This window comes from Staphylococcus sp. Mo2-1 (assembly GCF_046721385.1).
Lineage (GTDB): Bacteria > Bacillota > Bacilli > Staphylococcales > Staphylococcaceae > Staphylococcus > Staphylococcus equorum_A.
This window is the reverse complement of the sequence record NZ_JBEUUK010000001.1, coordinates 2644485-2666636: the sequence shown is the minus strand read 5'-3', so window position 1 is coordinate 2666636 and position 22152 is coordinate 2644485. Positions and strand designations below refer to the sequence as shown.

The window sequence follows — 22152 nt, the reverse complement described above, 5'->3', positions numbered from 1 at the left end:
CATCACTCTCATGACAGTAAATATACATGGAAAATAATTTGTTTAATCTAAATTTTCAGATAAGTTGTTGACAAAAAGTATTTTGGTGTGTAATCTAAGGTATATCAAATACGAATTGCACATACGAAACACAGTAATAGGGAAAGTAAAACTTACACTGCTGACACAGAGAGTCTTTGTTCGCTGAAAGAAGACACGGAAAGAAAGTTTGAAAATGGCCTTTGAGTGTTGATACCAATATGAGGTGTCAACGGGATCGCCCGTTATAGCGATACAGTATTAACATTTTGTTAAATGGCGTACTGGATTAAATCCACGCGTCGTATATTTCGTTAATACTCATTTTATTCATATAAGATGAGTTTTTTAATTTCAACGAAGATACGATGTCACTATTCAGTCTCTGTTGCCTATTCAACAATTTGGCGTACTGGATAAGGTTACTTTAGTGATAGAGTAACAAACAAAGGTGGTACCGCGAGCTAAGCTTTCGTCCTTTATATCCGATTATTCGGGTGTAAAGGACGGAAGCTTTTTTTATTTTTAAAAGGAGGTTATCTATTATGAAAAATACTGAACTGGCACAAATTGCTTTGTCACAAGATCATACAGGCGCAGTTGCAAATCCAATATATTTATCAACAGCATACCAACACCCTCACTTAGGCGAATCAACTGGTTACGACTATACAAGAACGAAAAATCCAACTCGTTCAGCATTTGAGGAAGCTTTTGCAAAACTAGAACGAGGTACTGCTTCATTTGCAACTTCAAGTGGTATGTCAGCCATTCAACTTATTTGTAACTTATTCAAAACTGGTGACGAAATATTAGTATCTTTCGATTTATATGGTGGCACATTTAGACTTTTTGATTTTTACGAGCAACAGTATGGTATTCATTTCAAATATGTAGACTTCCTTAATTATGAAGAAGTAGAACAAAGTATTACTGAAAATACAAAAGCACTATTTATAGAACCAATTTCTAATCCACAAATGATAGATGTTGATATTGATCCGTACTATATCTTAAGTAAAAAATTCAATTTACTAACAATTATAGATAATACATTTTTAACACCTTATCTTTCAACGCCACTCGAGGATGGTGCAGACATCGTCTTACATTCTGCTACAAAATATATAGGTGGTCATAACGATGTACTTGCTGGTGTTGTTACAGTGAATGACGATGCGCTAGCAGAACAATTAGCACAGTTACACAATATGATTGGTGCTACACTATCACCTTTCGATAGTTATTTACTACAACGTGGTTTAAAAACACTACACATCAGAATGGATCGTTCAGAATATAACGCTAAACTACTCGCAGAACGATGTAGTAACTTAGACGCAATTGATAAAGTACTTTATAGCGGACGCACTGGCATGTTGAGCTTACGTTTAAACAAAGCTTATAAAGCTGATAAATTCTTAGAACATTTAAAAGTTTGTTTATTCGCCGAAAGTCTCGGCGGTACTGAAACATTCATAACATTTCCATATACCCAAACCCATGTAGATATGCCAGATGAGGAAAAAGACAAACGCGGCATTGATGAACATTTACTTAGACTATCTATCGGAATTGAAAATTATGAAGATATTGAGAAAGATATCATACAAGCATTACAAAAATCTAACCAAGGAGTGATTTCATGAGTTTATCAAAAGAGACAGAAGTAATATTCGATGCACATAGAGGTACTGATTATGATTCGGCGAACCCTCCTTTATATGATTCTTCTACGTTTCATCAAAAAGTGTTAGGTGGTAATGCAAAATACGACTACGCACGAAGTGGTAATCCTAATAGAGCATTATTAGAAGAAAAATTAGCCAAACTAGAAGGTGGTAGTCATGCATTTGCTTATGCTTCAGGTATCGCCGCAATTTCAGCAGTATTGCTTACGTTAAATGCTGGTGATCACGTTGTCCTACCTGATGATGTTTATGGTGGCACATTCAGACTAACTGAACAGATATTAACACGTTTTAACATTCAATTTTCAACAGTAGATACGACAAACTTAAATGAGATAGAAGATGCGATACAAGACAACACAAAACTAATTTATGTGGAAACACCATCTAATCCATTATTCAAAATTACAGATATTAAAGGTGTAGCGCACATCGCCAAGCAACATCAACTCTTACTCGCAGTGGATAACACATTTATGACACCACTTGGTCAATCACCATTAGCACTTGGTGCAGATATCGTTGTTCATAGTGCAACGAAGTTCTTAAGTGGTCATAGCGACATTATTGCCGGTGTAGCGATTACCAATAATCAAAACGTAGCAGATGCACTTTATTTATTACAAAATGGCACAGGCACAGCATTATCCGCCCACGATAGCTGGACTTTAGCCAAACATTTAAAAACGTTGCCAGTGAGATTCAATCAATCTGTGGAAAATGCGCAACAACTTTATGAATTCTTAGCTCAGCGCGATGAAATTGCTGAAGTATATTACCCGGGAAATGACGACTTACATTTATCACAAGCACGTCATGGCGGTGCAGTATTAGGATTTAGATTGAAAGACGAAACCAAAGCACAAGCATTTGTAGACGCATTATCATTACCACTCGTATCTGTAAGTTTAGGTGGCGTAGAAACAATCCTTTCGCACCCAGCTACAATGTCACACGCAGCAGTACCTAAAGAAGTACGCGAAGAACGTAACATTACATTTGGATTATTTAGATTAAGTGTTGGTTTAGAATCTGCAGATGAATTAATTTCAGATTTAAATTACGCAATTAAGGAGGCTTTCAATGAGTCAACTCATCGACAAACTGAAGAACAACATATTAGTAGCTGACGGCGCTATCGGCACAATTCTTTACTCTGAAGGCCTAGATACTTGTCCCGAAGCTTACAACTTAACACATCCTGAGAAAGTAGCACATATCCATCGTTCTTATATTGAAGCTGGCGCTGATATTATACAGACCAATACGTATGGCGCAAATTTTGAAAAGTTAAAAGACTTTGGCTTAGAACATAAAGTGAAAGAAATTCATCAATCTGCTGTAAAAATCGCAAAAGAAGCCGCAAAAGATGACACATTCATATTAGGTACTGTTGGAGGATTTAGAGGCGTTAAACAAGAAGATTTAGGTCTATCTGCGATTCAATATCACACAGAAATTCAAGTGGATACTTTAGTAGAATCTGGCGTAGATGGTTTACTCTTTGAAACTTATTACGACTTAGAAGAACTTACAAATATTATAAAAGCGACAAAACGTAAACACGATATACCGATTATTGCGCAACTCACTGCTTTGAATACAAATTATTTAAGAGATGGTACAAAGATTAATACCGCGTTACAACAAGTAGCGGCAAGTGGCGCTGATATTGTGGGGTTGAATTGTCATCATGGCCCCCACCATATGCAACAGTCATTCTCACATATTGAGTTACCAGAAGGCGCATACTTATCGTGCTATCCGAACGCAAGTTTGCTTGATATCGAAAATAGCCAATTCAAATACAGCGATAACGCCGAGTATTTTGGCAATGTAGCACAGAAACTTATTAACGAAGGTGTTCGCGTCATTGGTGGTTGTTGTGGTACAACACCTGAGCATATTCAATTCATTAAATCATCCATAGCTAATTTAAAACCCGTAACAGATAAAAATGTCATACCAATCACAAAATATACAAGTACTTCATCTAAAAAAACACAATCTCAGAGCCTAACATCAAAGGTAAAGCAACGACCGACGATTATAGTTGAATTAGATACACCGAAGCACTTAGACACAGACACATTTTTCAGAAATATCAAAAAACTTGATGATGCCCATATCGATGCGGTCACATTAGCAGACAATTCTTTAGCAACCGTAAGAATTAGTAATGTCGCTGCGGCAAGCATTATTAAACAACAATACGATATCGAACCATTAGTGCACATCACTTGTCGCGACCGCAACCTTATCGGATTGCAATCACACTTATTAGGGCTATCACTACTAGACATCAATGAAATATTAACTATTACAGGTGACCCCTCTAAGATAGGCAACTTACCAGGTGCCACGAACGTATACGATGTAAACTCCAAAGGTTTAACCGAAATTGCATTACGTTTCAACCAAGGTATCAACACAGATGGTGATGCGCTGAAGACAAAGACAAACTTCAACATCGCAGGTGCCTTTGATCCAAATGTAAGAAAATTAGACGGTGCAGTAAAACGCTTAGAGAAAAAATTAGAAAGCGGTACGCACTACTTTATTACACAACCAGTTTATAGCACTGAAAAAATTAAAGAAGTCTATGAAGCAACCAAACATTTAGATGTTCCCTTCTTTATCGGGGTTATGCCAGTGACAAGTTATAATAACGCAATATTTTTACACAACGAAGTGCCTGGCATTAAATTATCAGAAGAAGTGTTAGAACAATTTGAAGCCGTTAAAGATGATAAAACAAAAACAAAAGAATTAAGCTTGAAACTATCCAAAGAACTGATTGACACAGTACATGAATATTTTAATGGCTTGTATTTAATTACACCATTCCAAAAAGTAGATTACACATTAGAACTTGCGACTTATTCAAAATCAATTACTTCAACTAAACAGGAGGCAATATTATGACTATTAAAACATCAAACTTAGGTTTTCCAAGATTAGGTAGAAAAAGAGAGTGGAAAAAAGCAATCGAAGGTTACTGGTCTAAAAAATTAGATTTAGATACATTACACCAGCAATTAACAGATTTGCATAAAGAAAATTTATTACTACAAAAAAATTACAATTTATCAAGTATTCCTGTCGGTGATTTTTCACTTTATGATCATATTCTTGATACGTCTTTACTCTTCAATATTATTCCTGAACGTTTCCAAGGTAGAGACATAGATGATGATTTATTATTCGATATTGCTAGAGGTAATAAAGAACATGTTGCAAGTGCCCTAATCAAATGGTTCAACACAAACTATCACTATATCGTTCCAGAATGGGATCATGCAGAACCGAAACTTAATCACAATGTATTATTAGAACGCTTTAACTATGCAAAATCTTTAAACGTAAATGCACATCCAGTCATTGTAGGTCCAATTACATTTGTTAAATTATCTAAAGGCGGCGACCAATCTTTCGAAGAAAAAGTAAACACACTACTACCTTTATATAAAGAAGTTCTACAATCATTAAAAGATCTTGGGGCTGAATATATTCAAATCGACGAACCTGCATTAGTGACAGATGATAGTGCAGATTATGAAAGTATTACACAAGCGAGCATATGCGTATTTCGCTGATGCTTGGTTTAGAAAATCATATCGTGATACAAACTTATTTCGAACGCGTTAATTTAAAGTTTTTAAACAGCCTACCAGTTAAAGGGCTCGGCCTAGATTTCGTTCATGACCATAACTTTAACCTTGAACAAATTAAAGCTGGCGATTTTGATAAAAACAAAACACTTTATGCAGGTATTATCGATGGCCGTAATGTTTGGGCTGCCGACATTGAAGCTAAAAAAGAACTCATCGACACTTTACAAAATTACACAAATGACCTTGTTATTCAACCATCAGCGTCGCTATTACACGTTCCTGTATCATTAGATGATGAAACACTTGAAGATTCAATTGCCGAGGGTTTAAGCTTCGCTACTGAAAAATTAGACGAATTAGATGCTTTGAGACGCCTATTTAATGACAATGATGCTGAAAAATATGATGAATTAAAAGCACGCTATAATCGTTTCCAAAACCAATCATTTAAAAATCTTGAATATGATTTTGATAGCGTGCGCACTTCAAGACAATCTGCTTTTAAAGTACGTAAACAAGCACAAGACAAACGTCTTAATTTACCAGATTTACCAACGACAACAATCGGTTCATTTCCACAATCTCAAGAAGTACGTAAATACCGTGCAGATTGGAAAAATGACCGCATCTCAGATGAAGATTACCAATCATTCTTAAAAAATGAGATTTCACGTTGGATTAAAATTCAAGAAGATATTGGTTTAGACGTCTTAGTCCATGGTGAATTTGAACGTAATGATATGGTTGAATTCTTTGGTGAAAAACTACAAGGTTTCTTAGTAACTAAATTCGGATGGGTACAATCATACGGATCACGTGCGGTGAAACCACCTATCATTTATGGCGATGTGAAATGGGCTGAACCACTTACAGTGAAAGAAACGCTATATGCACAAAGTTTAACAGACAAGCCTGTAAAAGGTATGCTCACTGGACCTGTCACAATTCTGAACTGGTCATTTGAACGCGTAGACTTACCGCGTGAAGAAGTACAAAATCAAATTGCACTCGCGATTAATGAAGAAGTATTGGCGCTTGAAAATGAAGGCATTCAAATTATTCAAGTAGACGAACCTGCTTTAAGAGAAGGTTTACCGCTTCGTTCAGAATATCACGAAGACTATTTAAACAAATCTGTACATTCGTTTAAACTTGCAACATCTTCCGTGGCTGATGAAACGCAAATTCATACGCATATGTGCTATTCGCAATTTGGACAAATCATACATGCAATCTACGACTTAGATGCAGACGTGATTTCTATTGAAACATCTCGTAGCCATGGTGACTTGATTAAAGACTTCGAAGATATTACTTACGATTTAGGTATTGGTTTAGGGGTATATGATATTCATAGTCCGCGTATTCCGACTGAATCAGAAGTTACAGAAGCAATCCATCGTGCCTTACAAGAAATTGACCGTTCGCTATTCTGGGTCAATCCAGATTGCGGCTTGAAGACACGTAAAGAAGATGAAGTAAAAGAAGCATTAAGTGTCTTAGTAAATGCCGTTGATAAGTTACGAAAATCAACAAACACAGCAATAGTATAACGATTAAAAATGGTGGTGATACACATGAGTTATCCATTATGGGAACAATTAGAGCAATTAAAATCATCAAAGTGGGTCGATTTGACTCACACATTTGATGAAACCATTCCATGTTTCAGTGAATTTGAACGCGCTAAAGTTTCTACCCTGTTTAACGTAGCAGACGATGGCTTTTATGTTCAAAATTGGAATATAGTAAGTCAGTACGGCACACATATCGATGCACCTATTCATTTTGTGGAAAACACACGCTATTTACATGAATTAGATTTAAAAGAACTCGCTCTACCACTTGTAGTTTTAGATTTTTCACAAGAAGTAGCGACGCATGCAGATTTTATCTTAACTCGCACACATATCAAACAATGGGAAGCAACGCATGGAACAATAGAACCTGGTACATTTGTCGCTTTACGCAGTGATTGGTCGAAACGTTGGCCAGACATCGAACAGTTCGAGAATAAAGACAGCAATGGCGACCTTCATTTACCTGGTTGGGGCCTCGATGCTTTAAAATACTTACTCGAAGAACGACAAGTCAAAGCCATTGGTCACGAAACATTTGATACAGATGCTTCGATAGATGTAGCCAAAAATGGTGATATTGTTGGTGAACGTTACGTCCTAGCACAAGATACATTTCAAGTTGAATTGTTGACGAATTTAGATCAACTACCCACACGAGGCGCCATTATTTACACGATTAGCCCTAAACCTAAAGACGCGCCAGGATTTCCTGTACGCGCATTCGCTATTACACCCTAATGGCTAAATCTTTAAAATATCATTAGATATACACGAGCACCCCAAACTTAAAAGCCTAGCTATTATAATGTACAAAGATATTAAGAAATTGAGCCCTTCTGATATCTCAACATCTCCTTTTAAAACATATAAATTATACCCCCAAATCATTGCCTACCAAAAATGATTTGGGGGTATTTATATGTGCACCTTTAAAGTTCATCCGCTTAATGTGCATTTGTCACCACTTAGTTAGCAATACTGACCACTTAATTAAACTATATAGTATTTAATGCTCATATTTGTTTTACTTAACTTAACAGGAGGCGTTGCATATGAAGGTGAGAGTTAAATACAACAATGAATTATCAGAAGATGAAGTTATCATACAAGCTAACGAAAATGCAGAAAATTTGCCGGATATCGTGCAATACATCAAACAATTATCCAACCGAAAAACATTTACTGGGAAATATAATGATGAAATTCACTTTATAAAACAGCGAGATATTATATGTTTCAGGATGGAAAATAAAATACTAACTATATATACATCGAATCAACAATTTACGCTGAACGAAAGACTATATACCATCAAAAAACAATTAAGTTCAAACTTCCTACAAATATCTAAATCAGAAATCATCAATATCGATTATATCGACCATTTGAAACTCAATAAAAATGGAACTATAGAAATTCGTTTTTCAAATGATGACTTCACATATTCTTCCAGAAGATACTTATCTATAATAAAGGAGGCTTTAAAACTATGAAAAGGATAATACATGGGGCAACTATAGGCGTTTCCATAGGCACAATGATTTCGTTATTATTTTCTTTTATTTTTTCACATACGCAATTTATGCCCGTTTCTCCAATATCGACGATGGGACGATTTTACTATGAACACTTCACTGAGTTACAGATTATGCTGATATCCGTTCTAATTTGGGCATTCATCGGTGTCACATTTAGTTTTGGTGAACTAATATTTTCACATACCCGCCTCTCAATTTTTAAAAAGACGGTGATTCACTTTAGTGTCATGTTGATAGTCATGTTTCCTTTAGGCATATTAGCAGGTTGGTTTCCACTCCGAATCTCGGTCATCATCGTATTTATTCTCATATATACAATGATTTACTTTATTATTTGGTTTATTGAAAGTAGGAGAGCGCAAAGAGATGTAAATGAAATAAACCAAATCATTTCAGAGAATCAAAAACATTAATCCTATTTCAATTAATTAATAAAGTAATTCAATGATGTTATGATTTAAGGACATGATGTTTACGCAAACCTCATACAATAAAAAAACGAGGTGAATGATTTGCAACTTAATGAAAACAATACCCCTTTTAATAGAGAACAATTGGAACTTATAAATCAACTTCTGCCAACATTATCTTCAAGCCAGCAACAGTGGTTGGGTAGTTATTTGGTAAATCCTGAAGAACAAGATGATCATACGACGTCATCAGGAGCAACTGCTGATTCAATACCTGAATCAACAACGACGGCTGAACCTTTAGAAGTAAATATTCTATTTGGCACTGAAACAGGTAATGCTGAAGAAGTTGCCGAGCAATTTGAAGCAAAATTAAAGGAACACAATTTAAATGTTCATTTGTCGGAGATGGATGATTTTCCGCTAGATGAACTGACAAATATAGATTACTTGTTTATCATATGCTCTACACAAGGCGTGGGTGAGCCCCCAATCAATGCGATAGATTTCCATGAGTTTATGCACAGTGATAAAGCCCCACAATTAGATGGATTAAACTTCTCTGTACTCGCATTAGGAGATGAAAGCTACCCCGATTTTTGTCAGGCAGGAAGAGACTTTGATGAAATCTTTGGTAAACTTGGTGGCCATCGATTAGCTGAAAGGGTAGATTGTGATTTTGATTTTGAAGAAGTAGCAGAACAATGGATCGCAGATATGCTAGAGCTATTGACCAACGTTTCGCCAAACACAGATTCAAATGATGTGATAGACGACGAAGTCACAATTGAAGAACCTCATGGTCAGTATTCCAAATCAAACCCATTTCAAGCTGAAGTGATACAAAATAATGTACTGACTGAAGCCAATGCAACACGCGAAGTCAGACATCTTGAATTGTCTCTTGAGGGTTATAACGAATCATATGAGCCTGGAGATAGTTTAGTAGTGATCCCTGAAAATGATCCTGCCCTTGTTGAACACTTTATCGATACTTTAGGCTGGGACGCTGAAACACTTGTTTATGTTGATAAAGATGAACAGCAACTAACATTAAAAGATGCATTGACACATCACTTTGAAATTTCAAAAATAACACCTGCATTAATGAGCAGTGCCGCTGAATTATTCAGTAACCCAATGTTAAATGCAAATGTTCAAAATAGTGATTGGATTCAAGATTATATTTATGGTCGAGATGTCATCGATTTGATTAAAGACTTTTCACCCGTATCACTTCAACCAAAAATGTTACCGCAATTATTAAGAAAGTTACCACCTAGAGAATATTCAATCGCAAGCAGTAACAACGTTAATCCAAATCGTGTACAAATCACAGTACGTGTCGTGAAATATGAAGCACATCGCCGTGAACGTCTAGGCGTTTGTTCCGTTCAACTTGCTGAACGTATACAACCTGGTGATCATATACCTGTTTATCTTAAAAAGAATCCAAACTTCAAATTTCCTTATGAAGAAACAACACCTGTCATTATGATTGGTGCTGGCACAGGCATTGCACCTTACAGAGCCTATCTACAAGAACGTGCACATTTAGATCTTAAAGGCTCACAATGGCTTATTTTTGGCAACCAAAATTATGATACAGACTTCCTTTATCAGAGTGATCTAGAGGGCTGGCTGAGTGACGGTGTACTCAGTAAATTAGATTTAGCTTTTTCAAGAGATACTGAAACTAAAATTTATGTCCAACATCGTATTGAAGATAATAGTGCTGAATTTTATAAATGGATGACAGCGGGCGCTACGATTTATCTATGTGGAAATAAAGATGAGATGGCTTCAGGTGTCCATCAAGCATTAGTGAATGTACTGATTAAACATGGTAATTACAGTCAAGATAGTGCAGAAGACTATTTAAGAGATTTAATTAAAAATCAACGTTATCAACGAGACGTTTATTAGTATGTATCAAGTATAACTAAGCACAGAATAATGATTTGATTCATATCAAAACCCCTTAAGCATTTATCTTACGCTTAAGGGGTTATTTATTACATATTCAAACTGCGATTATCTTACATATTCAAAGATACCAGCGAGCGCCCATGCCAACGCCAATACACATCGTAACCATGCCGTATTTCGTATCTGGCTGTTTCTTCATTTCAGAAAGTAATCTTCCTACTAACATCGCGCCTGTTGCGCCAAGCGGATGCCCTAGCGAAATTGCACCGCCGTTAACATTCGTTTTCTCAATATCTAAACCTGTTTCTCTAATAGAGGCTAACGTTTGAGATGCAAATGCTTCGTTTAACTCAACTAAATCAATATCTTTAACATCCAAGTTTGCTAATTTCAATGCTTCTGGAATTGCATAAGCCGGACCAATACCCATTAATTTAGGATCTACGCCCACGGCTTTAAAGCCAACGAAGCGTGCAATTGGTTTCACGCCTAATTCTTTCACTTTTTCACCAGACATGACCACGACAAATCCCGAGCCATCTGTCAAGGGGGCCGAGGAGCCTGCGGTCACTGTACCGTCAGCCTTAAACACTGTAGGTAATTTAGCTAAAGTTTCCTTATTTGTATCTGGTCTGATTAATTCATCGTCTTTAAATACTTCTTTCGAAACGACTGGACCATTTTGATCATAAGTGACTTTATTCACTTCAATCGGTATAATTTCGTCATCAAATTTACCTTCTTGTTGTGCTCTTGTAGCACGTTGATGACTCTGTACTGCATATGCATCCTGGTCTTCTCTAGATACATTATAAGTTTCTGCTACCATTTCTGCAGTCAGTCCCATTGGATAAGAAACACCTGAATCTTCGTCCTGTAGAATCGGATTGTTCGTTGGTTCATTACCACCCATTGGTACTGCACTCATTAATTCAATACCGCCTGCTACAAGGATGTCTGCTTGATTCGCGTTAATCTGGTTTGCTGCATGCGCAATCGTTTGAAGTCCTGATGAACAGTAACGGTTGACCGTTTGTCCTGGTACTTCGTTTGGCATGCACGCAAGTAATGCAATCGTTCTTGCAATGTTCTGTCCTTGCAAACCTTCTGGGAACGAATTGCCGACGATAACGTCTTCTACCATGCTAGGGTCAAATGAACCTCCAACTCTTTCTAATACACCTTTTAATACTTTTGCCGCCACTTCATCTGGTCTTTCGTGAGCCATCGCTCCATTCTTTGCCTTACCGACTGCTGAACGTCCATAAGCTACAATATATGCATCTCGCATTTAAGTTCACCCTTTCTTTTTACTCTCAATTATTAATTGCGTAGTGGTTTTCCTTTTTCTAACATGTGTGAAATTCTGTCATACGTTTTTTTATTTTGTAAAAGTTCTAAAAATCTTTCTTTTTCAAGCGTCTGTAAATATCTTTGATTCACGTATGTGTTACGAGGAATGTCACCGCCTGCTAAAACTTCTGCCACTTTTAACGTAATTTCATAATCGTAGTCACTGATAAAGTTACCCATACGTTGTGCATCTAACTGACCTTCAGCTAATGCCTTAAAGTCTTTGCCTAAAGCAATGTATTGTGATTTTGGTGTAGGTACGTAATTTGTTTCTGATTCGTAACGTGCTCTATTTAATGCAACTTCGACACGTCTTTCAGCATTCAAGATCACAGTATCTGTCTCTCTTAAATAACCATATTTCACTGCTTCATATGCATTTGTTGAGACTTTTGCAAAACCAACTTGCATTAATATTTTAGTAATTGAATCTTGTTTATCATTATTTTTATGATTTGTGCGCAATACTCTATCCGTTAATTCTGCGAGTCCACCACCAGCTGGTAGTAACCCTACGCCTGTCTCGACAAGACCAATATAAGATTCACTTGCGAGCAACCACAAATGGTGAATGAAGTACAAGTTCACAACCGCCACCTAACGCTCTGCCTTGAACTGCAGTAACAACTGGTTTCAACGCATGTTTCAGTCTAGTGAAAATATAATGTAGTTTTCCGACCATGTCACCTACTTCAGAGACAACTTTATTTTCTTCGTGTGCTTTTTTCATTTGATACAAATTCGCACCGACACTAAAGTTGTTGCCGCCTGCATAGATGACCATGCTACTGTAGTCTTCATCTTCTAATTTGTTAATAGATTCTAATAAATCATCAAGGAATCCGCCAGTAATCACATTGTTTTTACTTTGTAATTTTAATAGTAATTGATCTTTATGCGCTACTGATAAGTTAGAATCTGCTCTTTCCCAAATCTCTTGGTCAATATACTCTGCTACTGGTGTAACACGTTCAATCGATTCACCTTCACTATAGAATGCTTCATTGCGTTGCTCTATCCAATCTGGAAGTGATCCTAATTCTTCTTTCATGCGTGACTTCACACGTTCAAAGCCCATTAAGTCCCACAATTGGAATGGCCCTTGTTTCCAGTTAAAGCCCCATACTAAGGCGCGATCAATATCTTTAAAATCTGTTGCCGCTTTAGGTACATTAATCGCTGAATAATAGAAGTTATTTCTCAATGTTTCCCATAAAAATACGCCGGCATCATCTTGTGCATTAAAGATAACGTCTAAGTTAGAAGCCAAGTCTTTACTAAACTTACCTAAAATCTCTAATTGTGGTGGTTGCGGTGGCACATAATCATTTTGTTCTGAATCAAAGACGAAACGTTTTTTATCTACTTTTTTATAAAACCCTTGTTTCGTTTTATTACCTAATGCACCTTTTGTTGCTAATTTTTCCGAAAGTTTTACATCGTGGAAAAATGGTTGTTCATCTGGTACGTTTTGCATGCCTTTAATTACTGTCATAGCAATATCAAGACCAACTAAATCTGATAAACCATACGTTCCCATTTTTGGTCGTCCAATACTACGCCCAGTCAAAGCATCCACTTCTGTAATAGAAAAGTCTTGGTTTTCTGCTCTGTACATAATGTCATTCATCGTTTGTGTACCAACGCGGTTTGCCACAAACCCTGGGACATCATTTGCAACGATGACACCTTTACCTAATACGTCTTCTGCAAATGCTTGTACGCATTCCACTACTGCTTCAGACGTTTTTTCATTTGGAATCACTTCGACTAACTTCATAATGCGTGGTGGATTAAAGAAATGCATTCCGAAAAATCGTGCTTTATCTTTTTCTTCAAATACATCTGCAATCGATTCAATTGGAATTCCTGATGTATTCGTTGCAAATATAGCGTCAGCTTTTGCTACTTTTTTTACTTTATCCCAAACTTGATGCTTAATATCTACTTCTTCTTTTACTGCTTCAATATAAATGTCCGCATCATCTTGCTCAACCAAATCTTCATTAAAGTTGCCATAAGATAAATTTGAGGCAAAGGCTAAATCAAATAGCTGTGGGCGCTTTGGATTTGTTATGATTTCATATGCTTTTTTGGAAATTTTATTAGGTTCATGCTCATCAATCACAATGTCTAATAATTTTACTTTTAAACCTGCGTTGACAAGGAGCGCGGCGATTTGACTACCCATCGTACCTGCACCTAACACAGTTGCTTTTCTAATCGTCATACTAAAACCTCCAAATTGTTTTTTCTATAGTTTCAATCGTTCATGCTTTATATTAAATAAATGCTGAGTCTCCTGTGATTGCTCTGCCAATTACGAGCGCATTGACTTCATGTGTACCTTCATATGTGTAAACCGCTTCAGCATCTGCAAAGAATCTTGCAATGTCATACTCTCCAGCTAAAATACCGTTACCACCATGTACGCCACGGCCCATTGCTACTGTTTCTCTTAATCTTAATGCATTCATCATCTTAGCTGTTGAAGTTGCCACTTCATCATATTCACCTTTCGCTTGCATGCGTGCAAGTTGCGCACATGTCGCCATTGCTTGCGCAAGATTGCCTTGCATCATGGCTAATTTCTCTTGAATTAATTGGAACTTACTAATTTCTTTACCAAACTGTTTACGTTGCGTTACGTAGTCTGTCGTAGCTTTTAATGCACCTGCCATCGCTCCTGTTGCCATATACGCCACGCCTGCACGAGTAGAATATAATACTTTCGCAATATCTTTAAAGCTATTAATATTTTGCAGCCTTTGTTCTTCTTTAACGACCACATTTTTCAAACGAATATTAGCATTCGGTATGATACGCAATGCGATTTTATTTTCAATAAGATCGATTTCCACGCCTTCTTGGTCTGGTTCGATAATAAACCCTTTAGGTTTTCCAGTATCCACGTCCACTGCATACAGTGGTATCACATCAGCGACATTCGCTCCACCGATCCATTTTTTCGTACCATTAATAATCCACTCATCGCCTTCTCTTTTAGCAGTTGTTTCTAAACCACCTGCGACATCAGAGCCATGTTCTGGTTCTGTTAAAGCAAAACACGTACGTAATTCGTGTGACTGTAATTTTGGTAAATAATAAGCTTGTTGCTCCTTACTACCACCAAACCAAAACGAATTATGACCTAAGCCTTGATGTACACCTAGCAGTGTCGCTAAAGATACATCAAATTTAGCTATTGTATATGACATGAAGAATTGGAACATCTGACTTGGCGTATGTTCACCTTCACGTCCTTCATATAATAATGGATTGTTGAAATAATCTAACTTTCCTAATTCATCAAAGTAGTCTTCGGGCTGTGTCGCGTTTATCCAATGCTCATTAATAGAGTCGCGGTACTTTTCTTCTAACATATCATTAAGCTGTTTTAATAATTTAACTTCTCCTTCAGTTAAATCTTTCGCAATACTTAAAATATCCTCTGGATATAATGCTTTGATTACTTCTTCTTTTGTTGGCATAATTAAAACCTCCACTTTAATGTTAACGCTTACAAAGATTGTCAAAAAATTTTATAGTTACTATTTTAAAATATTTATAAAAGCATAAGTTATTTAGGCTAATTCATCATCTTGTTGACGTGCTTTGTCAGCTTTACTATTCATCTTCTTCTGTAACTCTAACTTATCTGGTTTTGAAGTTGAGTTCAGCGGAATATTTGTTAATTTTAAATACATTCTCGGAATTTTATATCCAGCTATGTTTTCTCTCATGTGCGCGTCCAGTTTTTGTTCAAAGTCTGGATCATCTTCAGTCAATACCACTGTCGCTGAGACAGATTCTCCATATTTGGGACTTTCATAGCTCACTACCACACCTTGTGCTACTAAAGGATGTGTTGCTAAGACCGCTTCTACTTCTGAAGGCAACACATTTTCACCACCAGTGATAATCATTTCTTTACGTCTATCAACAATATAGATATCACCGTCTTCATCTATTTTTGCTAAATCTCCTGTTAAGAAATATCCATCTTTGAAGTTTTTCGCTGTTTCTTCAGGCTTCTTCCAATAACCCGGTGTGACATTATTACCTCTTACAGCTAATTCACCAATTTCTCCAGTTTGTATATCTTCAAATTCATCATTTAAAATACGGTAATCTACGAACATGACGGGTTGTCCAATACTACCAGGTTTTTCAGCACCATTTTCTGGCGTGTTAACCATTGTAAGTGGTGCTTCCGTTAAACCGTAACCATTAATGATAGATAAGCCCATGCTGTTAAATTTCTTTTGCACAGCCGGTAGCGGTGCTGACCCACCTTGAAGTAAGAATTCAATGTTATCGAAGTTTTTAAGGTCAAAATTCTCTGCAACTAACATTGCATAGTACATCGTTGGTATCTGTATTAAATAATCAGGCTTGTAATGTGCCATGAGATCATTCAATGCTTCACCATTGAAGTAACGTTGTATAATCAATGTGCCGCCTGCCATTAACAATGGTAACGTCAAATCATTAAAACCTAATACATGAAACATGGGTGTTGAAACAATGGTCTTATACGTAGAATTTATTTTATAAGTGAGTGCCGTGTTTATTGGATTACTGACGAAAGTTTCATACGTAAACATAACGCCCTTAGGTAATCCTGTGGTACCACTCGTGTACATTAACGTCGCTAAATCATCTTTTTCTACATTTACCGTTTTGAATGGACGGTGATTGTTAGGATTCACCATATCATCATATTGCTCGGAATCAACATCCATATGAATGAGTCCGTCTGCAATGCCTTCTAAACTTGATAAATGCTTTTGTGAATAAAAAATTAATTTCACATCAGAATCTTGGATCACACTTTCAATTTCCTGTGGTTTTAAACGCCAATTCATCGGTAAATATACTGCACCTATCTTGAATGTAGCGAATAGTAAATCTAGAATAGCTACATCGTTTGGTGAAAAAATACCAACGACGTCCCCACGTTCTATACCTTGATCTTGTAAATGGTTTGCTAAATTCTCTGCACGTTTATTTAAATCTTGATAAGTCCATTCAGTACCTTTAAATGGATCGATAACTGCTGGCTTTTCCTCATCAAATACTGCTCTCGTTTTAATCCAGTCGTAATTCATATTTTTCTCCCCCTTAATTTAAATACGATCTTCCGACTTAATTACCTGAGACAGACCTCCCCATGTGTTTTGATAAATATCACTCTGTATTACCTTAATCTCTTCAGAAATGATTGGTTGAAACTCCATATTTGCTAAAATATCTCGTTCTAAATCTAAGCCAGGTGCAATTTCAATTAATTTAATACCTTTGTCCGTTAGTTCAAATACTGCGCGTTCGGTAACAAAATAAACTTCCTGTGCTAATTTTTGTGCATTTTCAACATTAAAATCTATGTTGCCCACTTGTTTTACAAATTTAGGTGACTTACCTTGGGTTTCCACTTGAGCTTCACCATTAGCGAAATTTAGTTGACCCCCAACAACCATTGAAGCTGAAAAAACAATTTTTTTAACTGATTGGCTAATATCAATAAAACCGCCACAACCATTCATTTTGTCTCCAAACTTAGACACATTAACATTGCCATATTGGTCAACTTCAGCAAAGCTTAGAAATGCAACATCTATACCACCGTTATAGATAAAATCCCATGTTAACTCATGTCTGATACGTGCACTGAGATTATAGTTCATACCAAAGTAATTACCACTACTAATCAATCCACCAAAAACGCCTGTATCTATATTCGTTTGAACTAAATGATTGGCTTGCTCCTCTTCTAAAACATTCGACAATTCATTATTAATGCCAAAACCAATACTGATTACGTCTCCCTCAAGTAAAAATTGAGCTGCACGTCTCAAAATCACTTTACGGCTACCTAATGCTATATATGGCTCTCGCATCTCAGTAATCTGATAATGTCCTGAAAGTGCTGGGTCATATTGTGTTTGGACAACCTGTCTATGATATTTTGGGTTACTATTAACTACAACATAATCTACAAGTTTACCCGGAATAAATACATCACTCGGATTGAAACGCCCACTTTGGATGACTACTTTCACTTGCACAATCACTTTACCTTTATTCTTATGTGTAGCTGCTGCAACACTGTAACCCTCTCCAAGGTGTGCTTCATGCGTCATATAAATATTACCTTCTGTATCGGCATATGTACCTCGTAACAATGCGACATCAATTTCTGGAAAATCATAATTTAAATATGTTTCTCCGTTGATTTCAATTAAAGATACTAAATCCTCTGTCGTACGTGTATTTACTTTGCCACCAGAATATCTAGGATCGACATTAGTATTCAGCCCAATCTTAGTAATTGTCCCTGGTGAAGCAGGTGTTTGACTACGATAATGTGTCGTAATTACACCTTGAGGCACGTAATAGGCTTCAATATCATTATTGCGCATTGCATTGATTGTCTTAGGTGAACCAGTAATAATACTTGTGATTAATCGTTTGATCATACCCCTTGATACAAAAGAATCTAAATCATAACTGTCACCACGATAATCACTAATATCGTTTGCCAACATAAAGGTGAAGGCTTTAGGTGTTTGATGCTCATCATATTGATCGACTAATGTTTTGAGAATCTCAGCTGGTAAGTTAGCCGTTGATAATGCTCGCTAGGGCTATCACATCACCTTCATTAATGATGTCTTTCAAATCTGAAAACGGAATAATTTTCATACTTGCGACTCCTATCTTTGTTTAATCCGGCTATTTTATCTATCATTTTCCCCTTGAATAATCTCTCCCCTTTATATAAATGTAAGCCCTTACATGTAATATACCATCATTATTGAAAATTATGCAAAAATTTTTTATTTTACATAGTAAATTAATAAACAAACGGGATAATGGCGGGCAGATATGAGTGAATTAAAAATCCCTTCAAAATCCACACTTTTTCAGCGGACACCTTGAAGGGAATATATCATTATAAGATTGTAGTACTTTTCAGGTCAGTATATATTAAAAATATTAGACATGATGGTTAGTTCAATAGAATTTCTATACTTTTTATCTTTATTTAACAATTAATACTGGGACAGAACTCCTTTTAGCAATCTTATGCGTAACATCTCCTAAAACGTGTTTAATATTCAAACTCACTCTATGATTACTCATAATTACTAAATCGTATTCACCTTTATCTGTATCGCCAGAAGTAATTTTGTCTAAGATTGTATCATTAACAGGTCCAAAATCAATATCTACTTTGTATTGAACCTTTTTTTCATCTAATTCATGTAAAAATGGAGCAAGATCGCTTTCTGTTTCTCTAATAATATCACTCTTATGTTCAATATAATTTTCTAAATTAGTTGCAAAATTAGCTTCTTCAACCACATGATAAACTGTAACAATTGAATCTGTATCAACCATTTTTGCTAAATGGTCAGGAATTGCACTAAAATCATTTTCAAAATCATAGGGTAATAATATATTTTTAAACATATACACTAACCTCCTAGTGGCAAGTATTTAGATACCTATTATTTATATAATACCCTCAAAAATATTTTTTAATTTAGCGACAACAGATGCCAACCAATTGGAGAGACAAATTCAAAGTAGTTGAAGTTAGAAACTTTATAATAACAGAGATGTGTCTAAAATCATTTTGCATTATGAAAGGATACAAGATTGTTTATCTCAAATATTCTAATTAATAAACTATAAAGGATTAAATTTAGTTGTTTAGCAATTTGGATTTTAGTATTTTTCTATTTTCTTCTAATGAGTATGGGTCATTATACCAATAGTTTTCAGCTTTAACGTGAAATACATGACCTTGTTTTACTGCCGGAATATTCTTCCAAACATTAGTTTTTTCAAATTCTGGAGAGGATTTTCCCTCACTCATTGTAATAATATAATCTCCGGCGTATTTAGGCATTGATTCTAATGATAAAGCTTTATACCCATCTTTTTTCACTACCTTTTCTAAAGGTTCTGGCATTTTTAAATTAAATGCCTGATACAAAATTTCTCCTCCTCTACCCCAATCTTTACCAAAAGCATAATATTCTTTATTAAAGTCATCAAAAATTGAAACTGTGGCATGAGTGCCAATGTGCTTTTTGATTTCATTAGCATCTTTAGCTGTCTGTTTCTTCCAATTATTCACCCATTGCTTTGCTTTTTCTTCTTTTCCTAATAATTTTCCTAATTGAAGCTGAGTATCTAAATAATTTCTTTTACCATATTCCATCGGGATTGTTTTTGTGATTTTTTGGAACTTCTTCAAGTTTTTGTCATCAGTATCTGCAACAATAAGATCTGGTTTTAGTTCAGCTATTTCTTCTACATTTTCAGCGTTTATTTTTTTAACCTTTTTGAATTTTTCATTTAATACATCACTTTGCTTTATGTCTTTGTTCACACCAACTACATGTCCGCCTAGTTGCTTTATACCTCCTGCGTATGTATCAGCTACAACAACTATACGTTGGGGATTTTTGGGTATACTTATCTTTTTACCAGAGTCTAAAGTATACTTTTTTTCATCTTTCGTCTTTTCATTATAATCATTATTGCTACATGCAGTCAGTAGCAATAATACTATTAAAAATGGTACTGTTAATTTTTTCATCTATGTTCCCCCATATATAATTGATATTGATATTCATTATCAATTATATAATTTTTTGTTACTTTAGCAACTACTATTTAAAAATAATTTAATTAATTTAAAAGAACAAAACATGTAATATAAGGGCGTCTTAATTCATAAAACGAAAATTTTCATAAGCTTATGAGTGTTACAAAAACGTATTAACTGAGGCAATAGAAAATAATAAAAATACCTCCGTATAAATTCATTTGGAAATGAACTTATACGGAGGTGTTTTATGAAAAGTGTAGCTTATTCTGTAAAGTAAGGTACTTTATTTATAATGGTACCTACATGAAACAACTAAACTTGCATCATCTCTTTCAAGTCCTTTCATAGTCCCTTTATCTCTACACGATATCATTTGATAACTCATTAATGGTTACAATCTTACCTTTTCCACGTTCTAAATTCTCAATAGCACTTGCAAGTCGTTTCGCATTGGCAGGATTCTGTTGAAGGTATAATGTTTCCATGATTGCCTCATAATCATCTTCTGACATCAAGACAGCATTATATTCTTTCGTTGTAATAGTGATCGTATCCCTATCCTCATTCACTTTATTAATCATATCTCGAAAATTATCTCGGACAAACTTATAGTTTTTTACTATCATAATCTCATTCCTCCTAAATCAACCATTCAAAAAATACAATTTTAATTTATTCTTTCTTGATGAAATTATATAATTTATACATGACAATGCCTATCATGGATTTATAAGTAATATCGGCTTCTCACCTGCTTCAAATGGTGCTTCAAATGGAACACCCAAGTTCTTAAATTAATTTCCTCTTTTTATCGAAATCAACAGTCATACCAATCATTGCGCCTATTGCAATGCTAGGTCCGATACCAAAAGGAAAACCTAATGTATAACACATTCCAATAGATATAATTGCCATATATGGAATCCAGCTAATAAATCTTTTTCATAACTATATCTCCTTTAAAATGACATAATTATTTCATTCGAATTCCTTTTCCTCATTTTACAATATTCAGCTGTTGTATATTTCTCTATTCGCCTTTTAATTTTTTAGATTTTTTCACCTTATCCAAAGAAGAAAAGCCTAAAATAAAAGCAATAAACCCTAGTATAAGTCCTAATACAATCATTCCGTTCAATTCTTTATCTTTAAAGATATTAATTAATTCCAAATTACCTAAACTACTCCAAACTCTATTATGACCCATATTCAAACCTGTTACATTTAAAATTATAGCAATGATAACGACACCTATAAATACGAAAAAGCCATCTTTCAGACCGCTCACAACTCTCTTTTTCACACTTAAAACTTCCTTTTCTTTTCTGAATATAAAACGATATTGGAGTATGAACGTTAACATCAGAACACTTAGCTATTACAAATCTTATCT

General features: G+C 35.4%; 14 protein-coding genes, 4 pseudogenes and 1 other annotated feature. Of the genes and pseudogenes, 8 read left to right on the top strand and 10 right to left on the bottom strand.

Annotated features, from left to right (window positions below):
* The first annotated feature begins 124 nt into the window (after positions 1 to 124).
* Positions 125 to 501 (top strand) — a binding site (T-box leader).
* 62 nt (positions 502 to 563) lie between these two features.
* The 8 genes and pseudogenes from ABLV95_RS13565 to ABLV95_RS13530 all read left to right on the top strand — a co-directional run bounded on the left by ABLV95_RS13565 (position 564) and on the right by ABLV95_RS13530 (position 10777).
* On the top strand, positions 564 to 1667 hold the full coding sequence (locus tag ABLV95_RS13565; protein WP_069814927.1) for a PLP-dependent transferase: 1104 nt from the start codon (positions 564 to 566) through the stop codon (positions 1665 to 1667).
* Positions 1664 to 2839 (top strand): cystathionine beta-lyase MetC, encoded by a 1176-nt coding sequence (gene metC, locus ABLV95_RS13560; protein WP_069814929.1) that lies wholly within the window; start codon positions 1664 to 1666, stop codon positions 2837 to 2839. The genes ABLV95_RS13565 and metC overlap by 4 nt, the downstream gene beginning before the upstream one ends.
* Positions 2793 to 4634, top strand: a complete 1842-nt coding sequence (locus tag ABLV95_RS13555; RefSeq protein WP_460875969.1) for a bifunctional homocysteine S-methyltransferase/methylenetetrahydrofolate reductase — start codon at positions 2793 to 2795, stop codon at positions 4632 to 4634. Before metC ends, ABLV95_RS13555 begins: the two co-directional genes overlap by 47 nt.
* Positions 4628 to 6876: pseudogene (metE, locus tag ABLV95_RS13550) on the top strand (5-methyltetrahydropteroyltriglutamate--homocysteine S-methyltransferase). The gene ABLV95_RS13555 and the pseudogene metE overlap by 7 nt, the downstream one beginning before the upstream one ends.
* Before the next feature lie 24 nt (positions 6877 to 6900).
* Positions 6901 to 7641 carry a cyclase family protein gene (locus tag ABLV95_RS13545; RefSeq protein ID WP_460875967.1) on the top strand — a complete coding sequence of 247 codons (741 nt, stop codon included), beginning with the start codon at positions 6901 to 6903 and terminating at the stop codon, positions 7639 to 7641.
* A gap of 314 nt (positions 7642 to 7955) precedes the next feature.
* Positions 7956 to 8396 (top strand): LytTR family DNA-binding domain-containing protein, encoded by a 441-nt coding sequence (locus ABLV95_RS13540; RefSeq protein WP_069814937.1) that lies wholly within the window; start codon positions 7956 to 7958, stop codon positions 8394 to 8396.
* The gene (locus ABLV95_RS13535; protein ID WP_069814938.1) at positions 8393 to 8854 is read left to right on the top strand and encodes a DUF3021 domain-containing protein; all 462 of its coding nucleotides are present in this window, start codon (positions 8393 to 8395) and stop codon (positions 8852 to 8854) included. Before ABLV95_RS13540 ends, ABLV95_RS13535 begins: the two co-directional genes overlap by 4 nt.
* Before the next feature lie 99 nt (positions 8855 to 8953).
* Positions 8954 to 10777: an assimilatory sulfite reductase (NADPH) flavoprotein subunit gene (locus ABLV95_RS13530; RefSeq protein WP_427705612.1), complete on the top strand. Its 1824-nt coding sequence runs from the start codon at positions 8954 to 8956 to the stop codon at positions 10775 to 10777.
* 108 nt (positions 10778 to 10885) lie between these two features.
* On the opposite strand, the pseudogene ABLV95_RS13525 reads toward ABLV95_RS13530, so the two are convergent.
* The 10 genes and pseudogenes from ABLV95_RS13525 to ABLV95_RS13480 all read right to left on the bottom strand — a co-directional run bounded on the left by ABLV95_RS13525 (position 10886) and on the right by ABLV95_RS13480 (position 22062).
* Positions 10886 to 12071 (bottom strand): annotated as a pseudogene (locus ABLV95_RS13525) (thiolase family protein).
* A 32-nt stretch (positions 12072 to 12103) separates the two neighbouring features.
* A pseudogene (locus ABLV95_RS13520) lies at positions 12104 to 14363 on the bottom strand (3-hydroxyacyl-CoA dehydrogenase/enoyl-CoA hydratase family protein).
* Between the two features lie 52 nt (positions 14364 to 14415).
* A complete protein-coding gene (locus ABLV95_RS13515; RefSeq protein ID WP_069814947.1) occupies positions 14416 to 15624 on the bottom strand; it encodes an acyl-CoA dehydrogenase FadE in 1209 nt (402 codons plus the stop codon).
* 93 nt (positions 15625 to 15717) lie between these two features.
* On the bottom strand, positions 15718 to 17244 hold the full coding sequence (locus ABLV95_RS13510; protein WP_460875964.1) for a class I adenylate-forming enzyme family protein: 1527 nt from the start codon (positions 17242 to 17244) through the stop codon (positions 15718 to 15720).
* An 18-nt stretch (positions 17245 to 17262) separates the two neighbouring features.
* Positions 17263 to 18838: pseudogene (locus tag ABLV95_RS13505) on the bottom strand (CoA-transferase).
* Positions 18839 to 19177: 339 nt separating this feature from the next.
* On the bottom strand, positions 19178 to 19609 hold the full coding sequence (locus ABLV95_RS13500) for a universal stress protein (protein ID WP_427705622.1): 432 nt from the start codon (positions 19607 to 19609) through the stop codon (positions 19178 to 19180).
* 235 nt (positions 19610 to 19844) lie between these two features.
* Positions 19845 to 20747, bottom strand: coding sequence for an ABC transporter substrate-binding protein (locus ABLV95_RS13495; RefSeq protein ID WP_427705625.1), 903 nt, complete (start codon positions 20745 to 20747; stop codon positions 19845 to 19847).
* Positions 20748 to 21118: 371 nt separating this feature from the next.
* Entirely contained in the window at positions 21119 to 21385 is a 267-nt protein-coding gene (locus ABLV95_RS13490; protein WP_069826319.1) for a type II toxin-antitoxin system Phd/YefM family antitoxin, read from the bottom strand.
* Positions 21386 to 21548: 163 nt separating this feature from the next.
* Positions 21549 to 21674, bottom strand: coding sequence for a hypothetical protein (locus tag ABLV95_RS13485; protein WP_427705628.1), 126 nt, complete (start codon positions 21672 to 21674; stop codon positions 21549 to 21551).
* 115 nt (positions 21675 to 21789) lie between these two features.
* A complete protein-coding gene (locus ABLV95_RS13480) occupies positions 21790 to 22062 on the bottom strand; it encodes a hypothetical protein (protein WP_069826318.1) in 273 nt (90 codons plus the stop codon).
* Positions 22063 to 22152 lie beyond the last annotated feature (90 nt).

Bases quoted from the DNA above. Each gene is read 5' to 3' on its own strand.
- ABLV95_RS13485 (WP_427705628.1), bottom strand. From the start codon at position 21,674: ATGGCAATTATATCTATTGGAATGTGTTATACATTAGGTTTTCCTTTT.
- ABLV95_RS13495 (WP_427705625.1), bottom strand. From the start codon at position 20,747: ATGAAAAAATTAACAGTACCATTTTTAATAGTATTATTGCTACTGACT.
- ABLV95_RS13490 (WP_069826319.1), bottom strand. From the start codon at position 21,385: ATGATAGTAAAAAACTATAAGTTTGTCCGAGATAATTTTCGAGATATG.
- ABLV95_RS13510 (WP_460875964.1), bottom strand. From the start codon at position 17,244: ATGAATTACGACTGGATTAAAACGAGAGCAGTATTTGATGAGGAAAAG.
- ABLV95_RS13565 (WP_069814927.1), top strand. From the start codon at position 564: ATGAAAAATACTGAACTGGCACAAATTGCTTTGTCACAAGATCATACA.
- metC (WP_069814929.1), top strand. From the start codon at position 1,664: ATGAGTTTATCAAAAGAGACAGAAGTAATATTCGATGCACATAGAGGT.
- ABLV95_RS13555 (WP_460875969.1), top strand. From the start codon at position 2,793: ATGAGTCAACTCATCGACAAACTGAAGAACAACATATTAGTAGCTGAC.
- ABLV95_RS13540 (WP_069814937.1), top strand. From the start codon at position 7,956: ATGAAGGTGAGAGTTAAATACAACAATGAATTATCAGAAGATGAAGTT.
- ABLV95_RS13535 (WP_069814938.1), top strand. From the start codon at position 8,393: ATGAAAAGGATAATACATGGGGCAACTATAGGCGTTTCCATAGGCACA.
- ABLV95_RS13515 (WP_069814947.1), bottom strand. From the start codon at position 15,624: ATGCCAACAAAAGAAGAAGTAATCAAAGCATTATATCCAGAGGATATT.
- ABLV95_RS13545 (WP_460875967.1), top strand. From the start codon at position 6,901: ATGAGTTATCCATTATGGGAACAATTAGAGCAATTAAAATCATCAAAG.
- ABLV95_RS13500 (WP_427705622.1), bottom strand. From the start codon at position 19,609: ATGTTTAAAAATATATTATTACCCTATGATTTTGAAAATGATTTTAGT.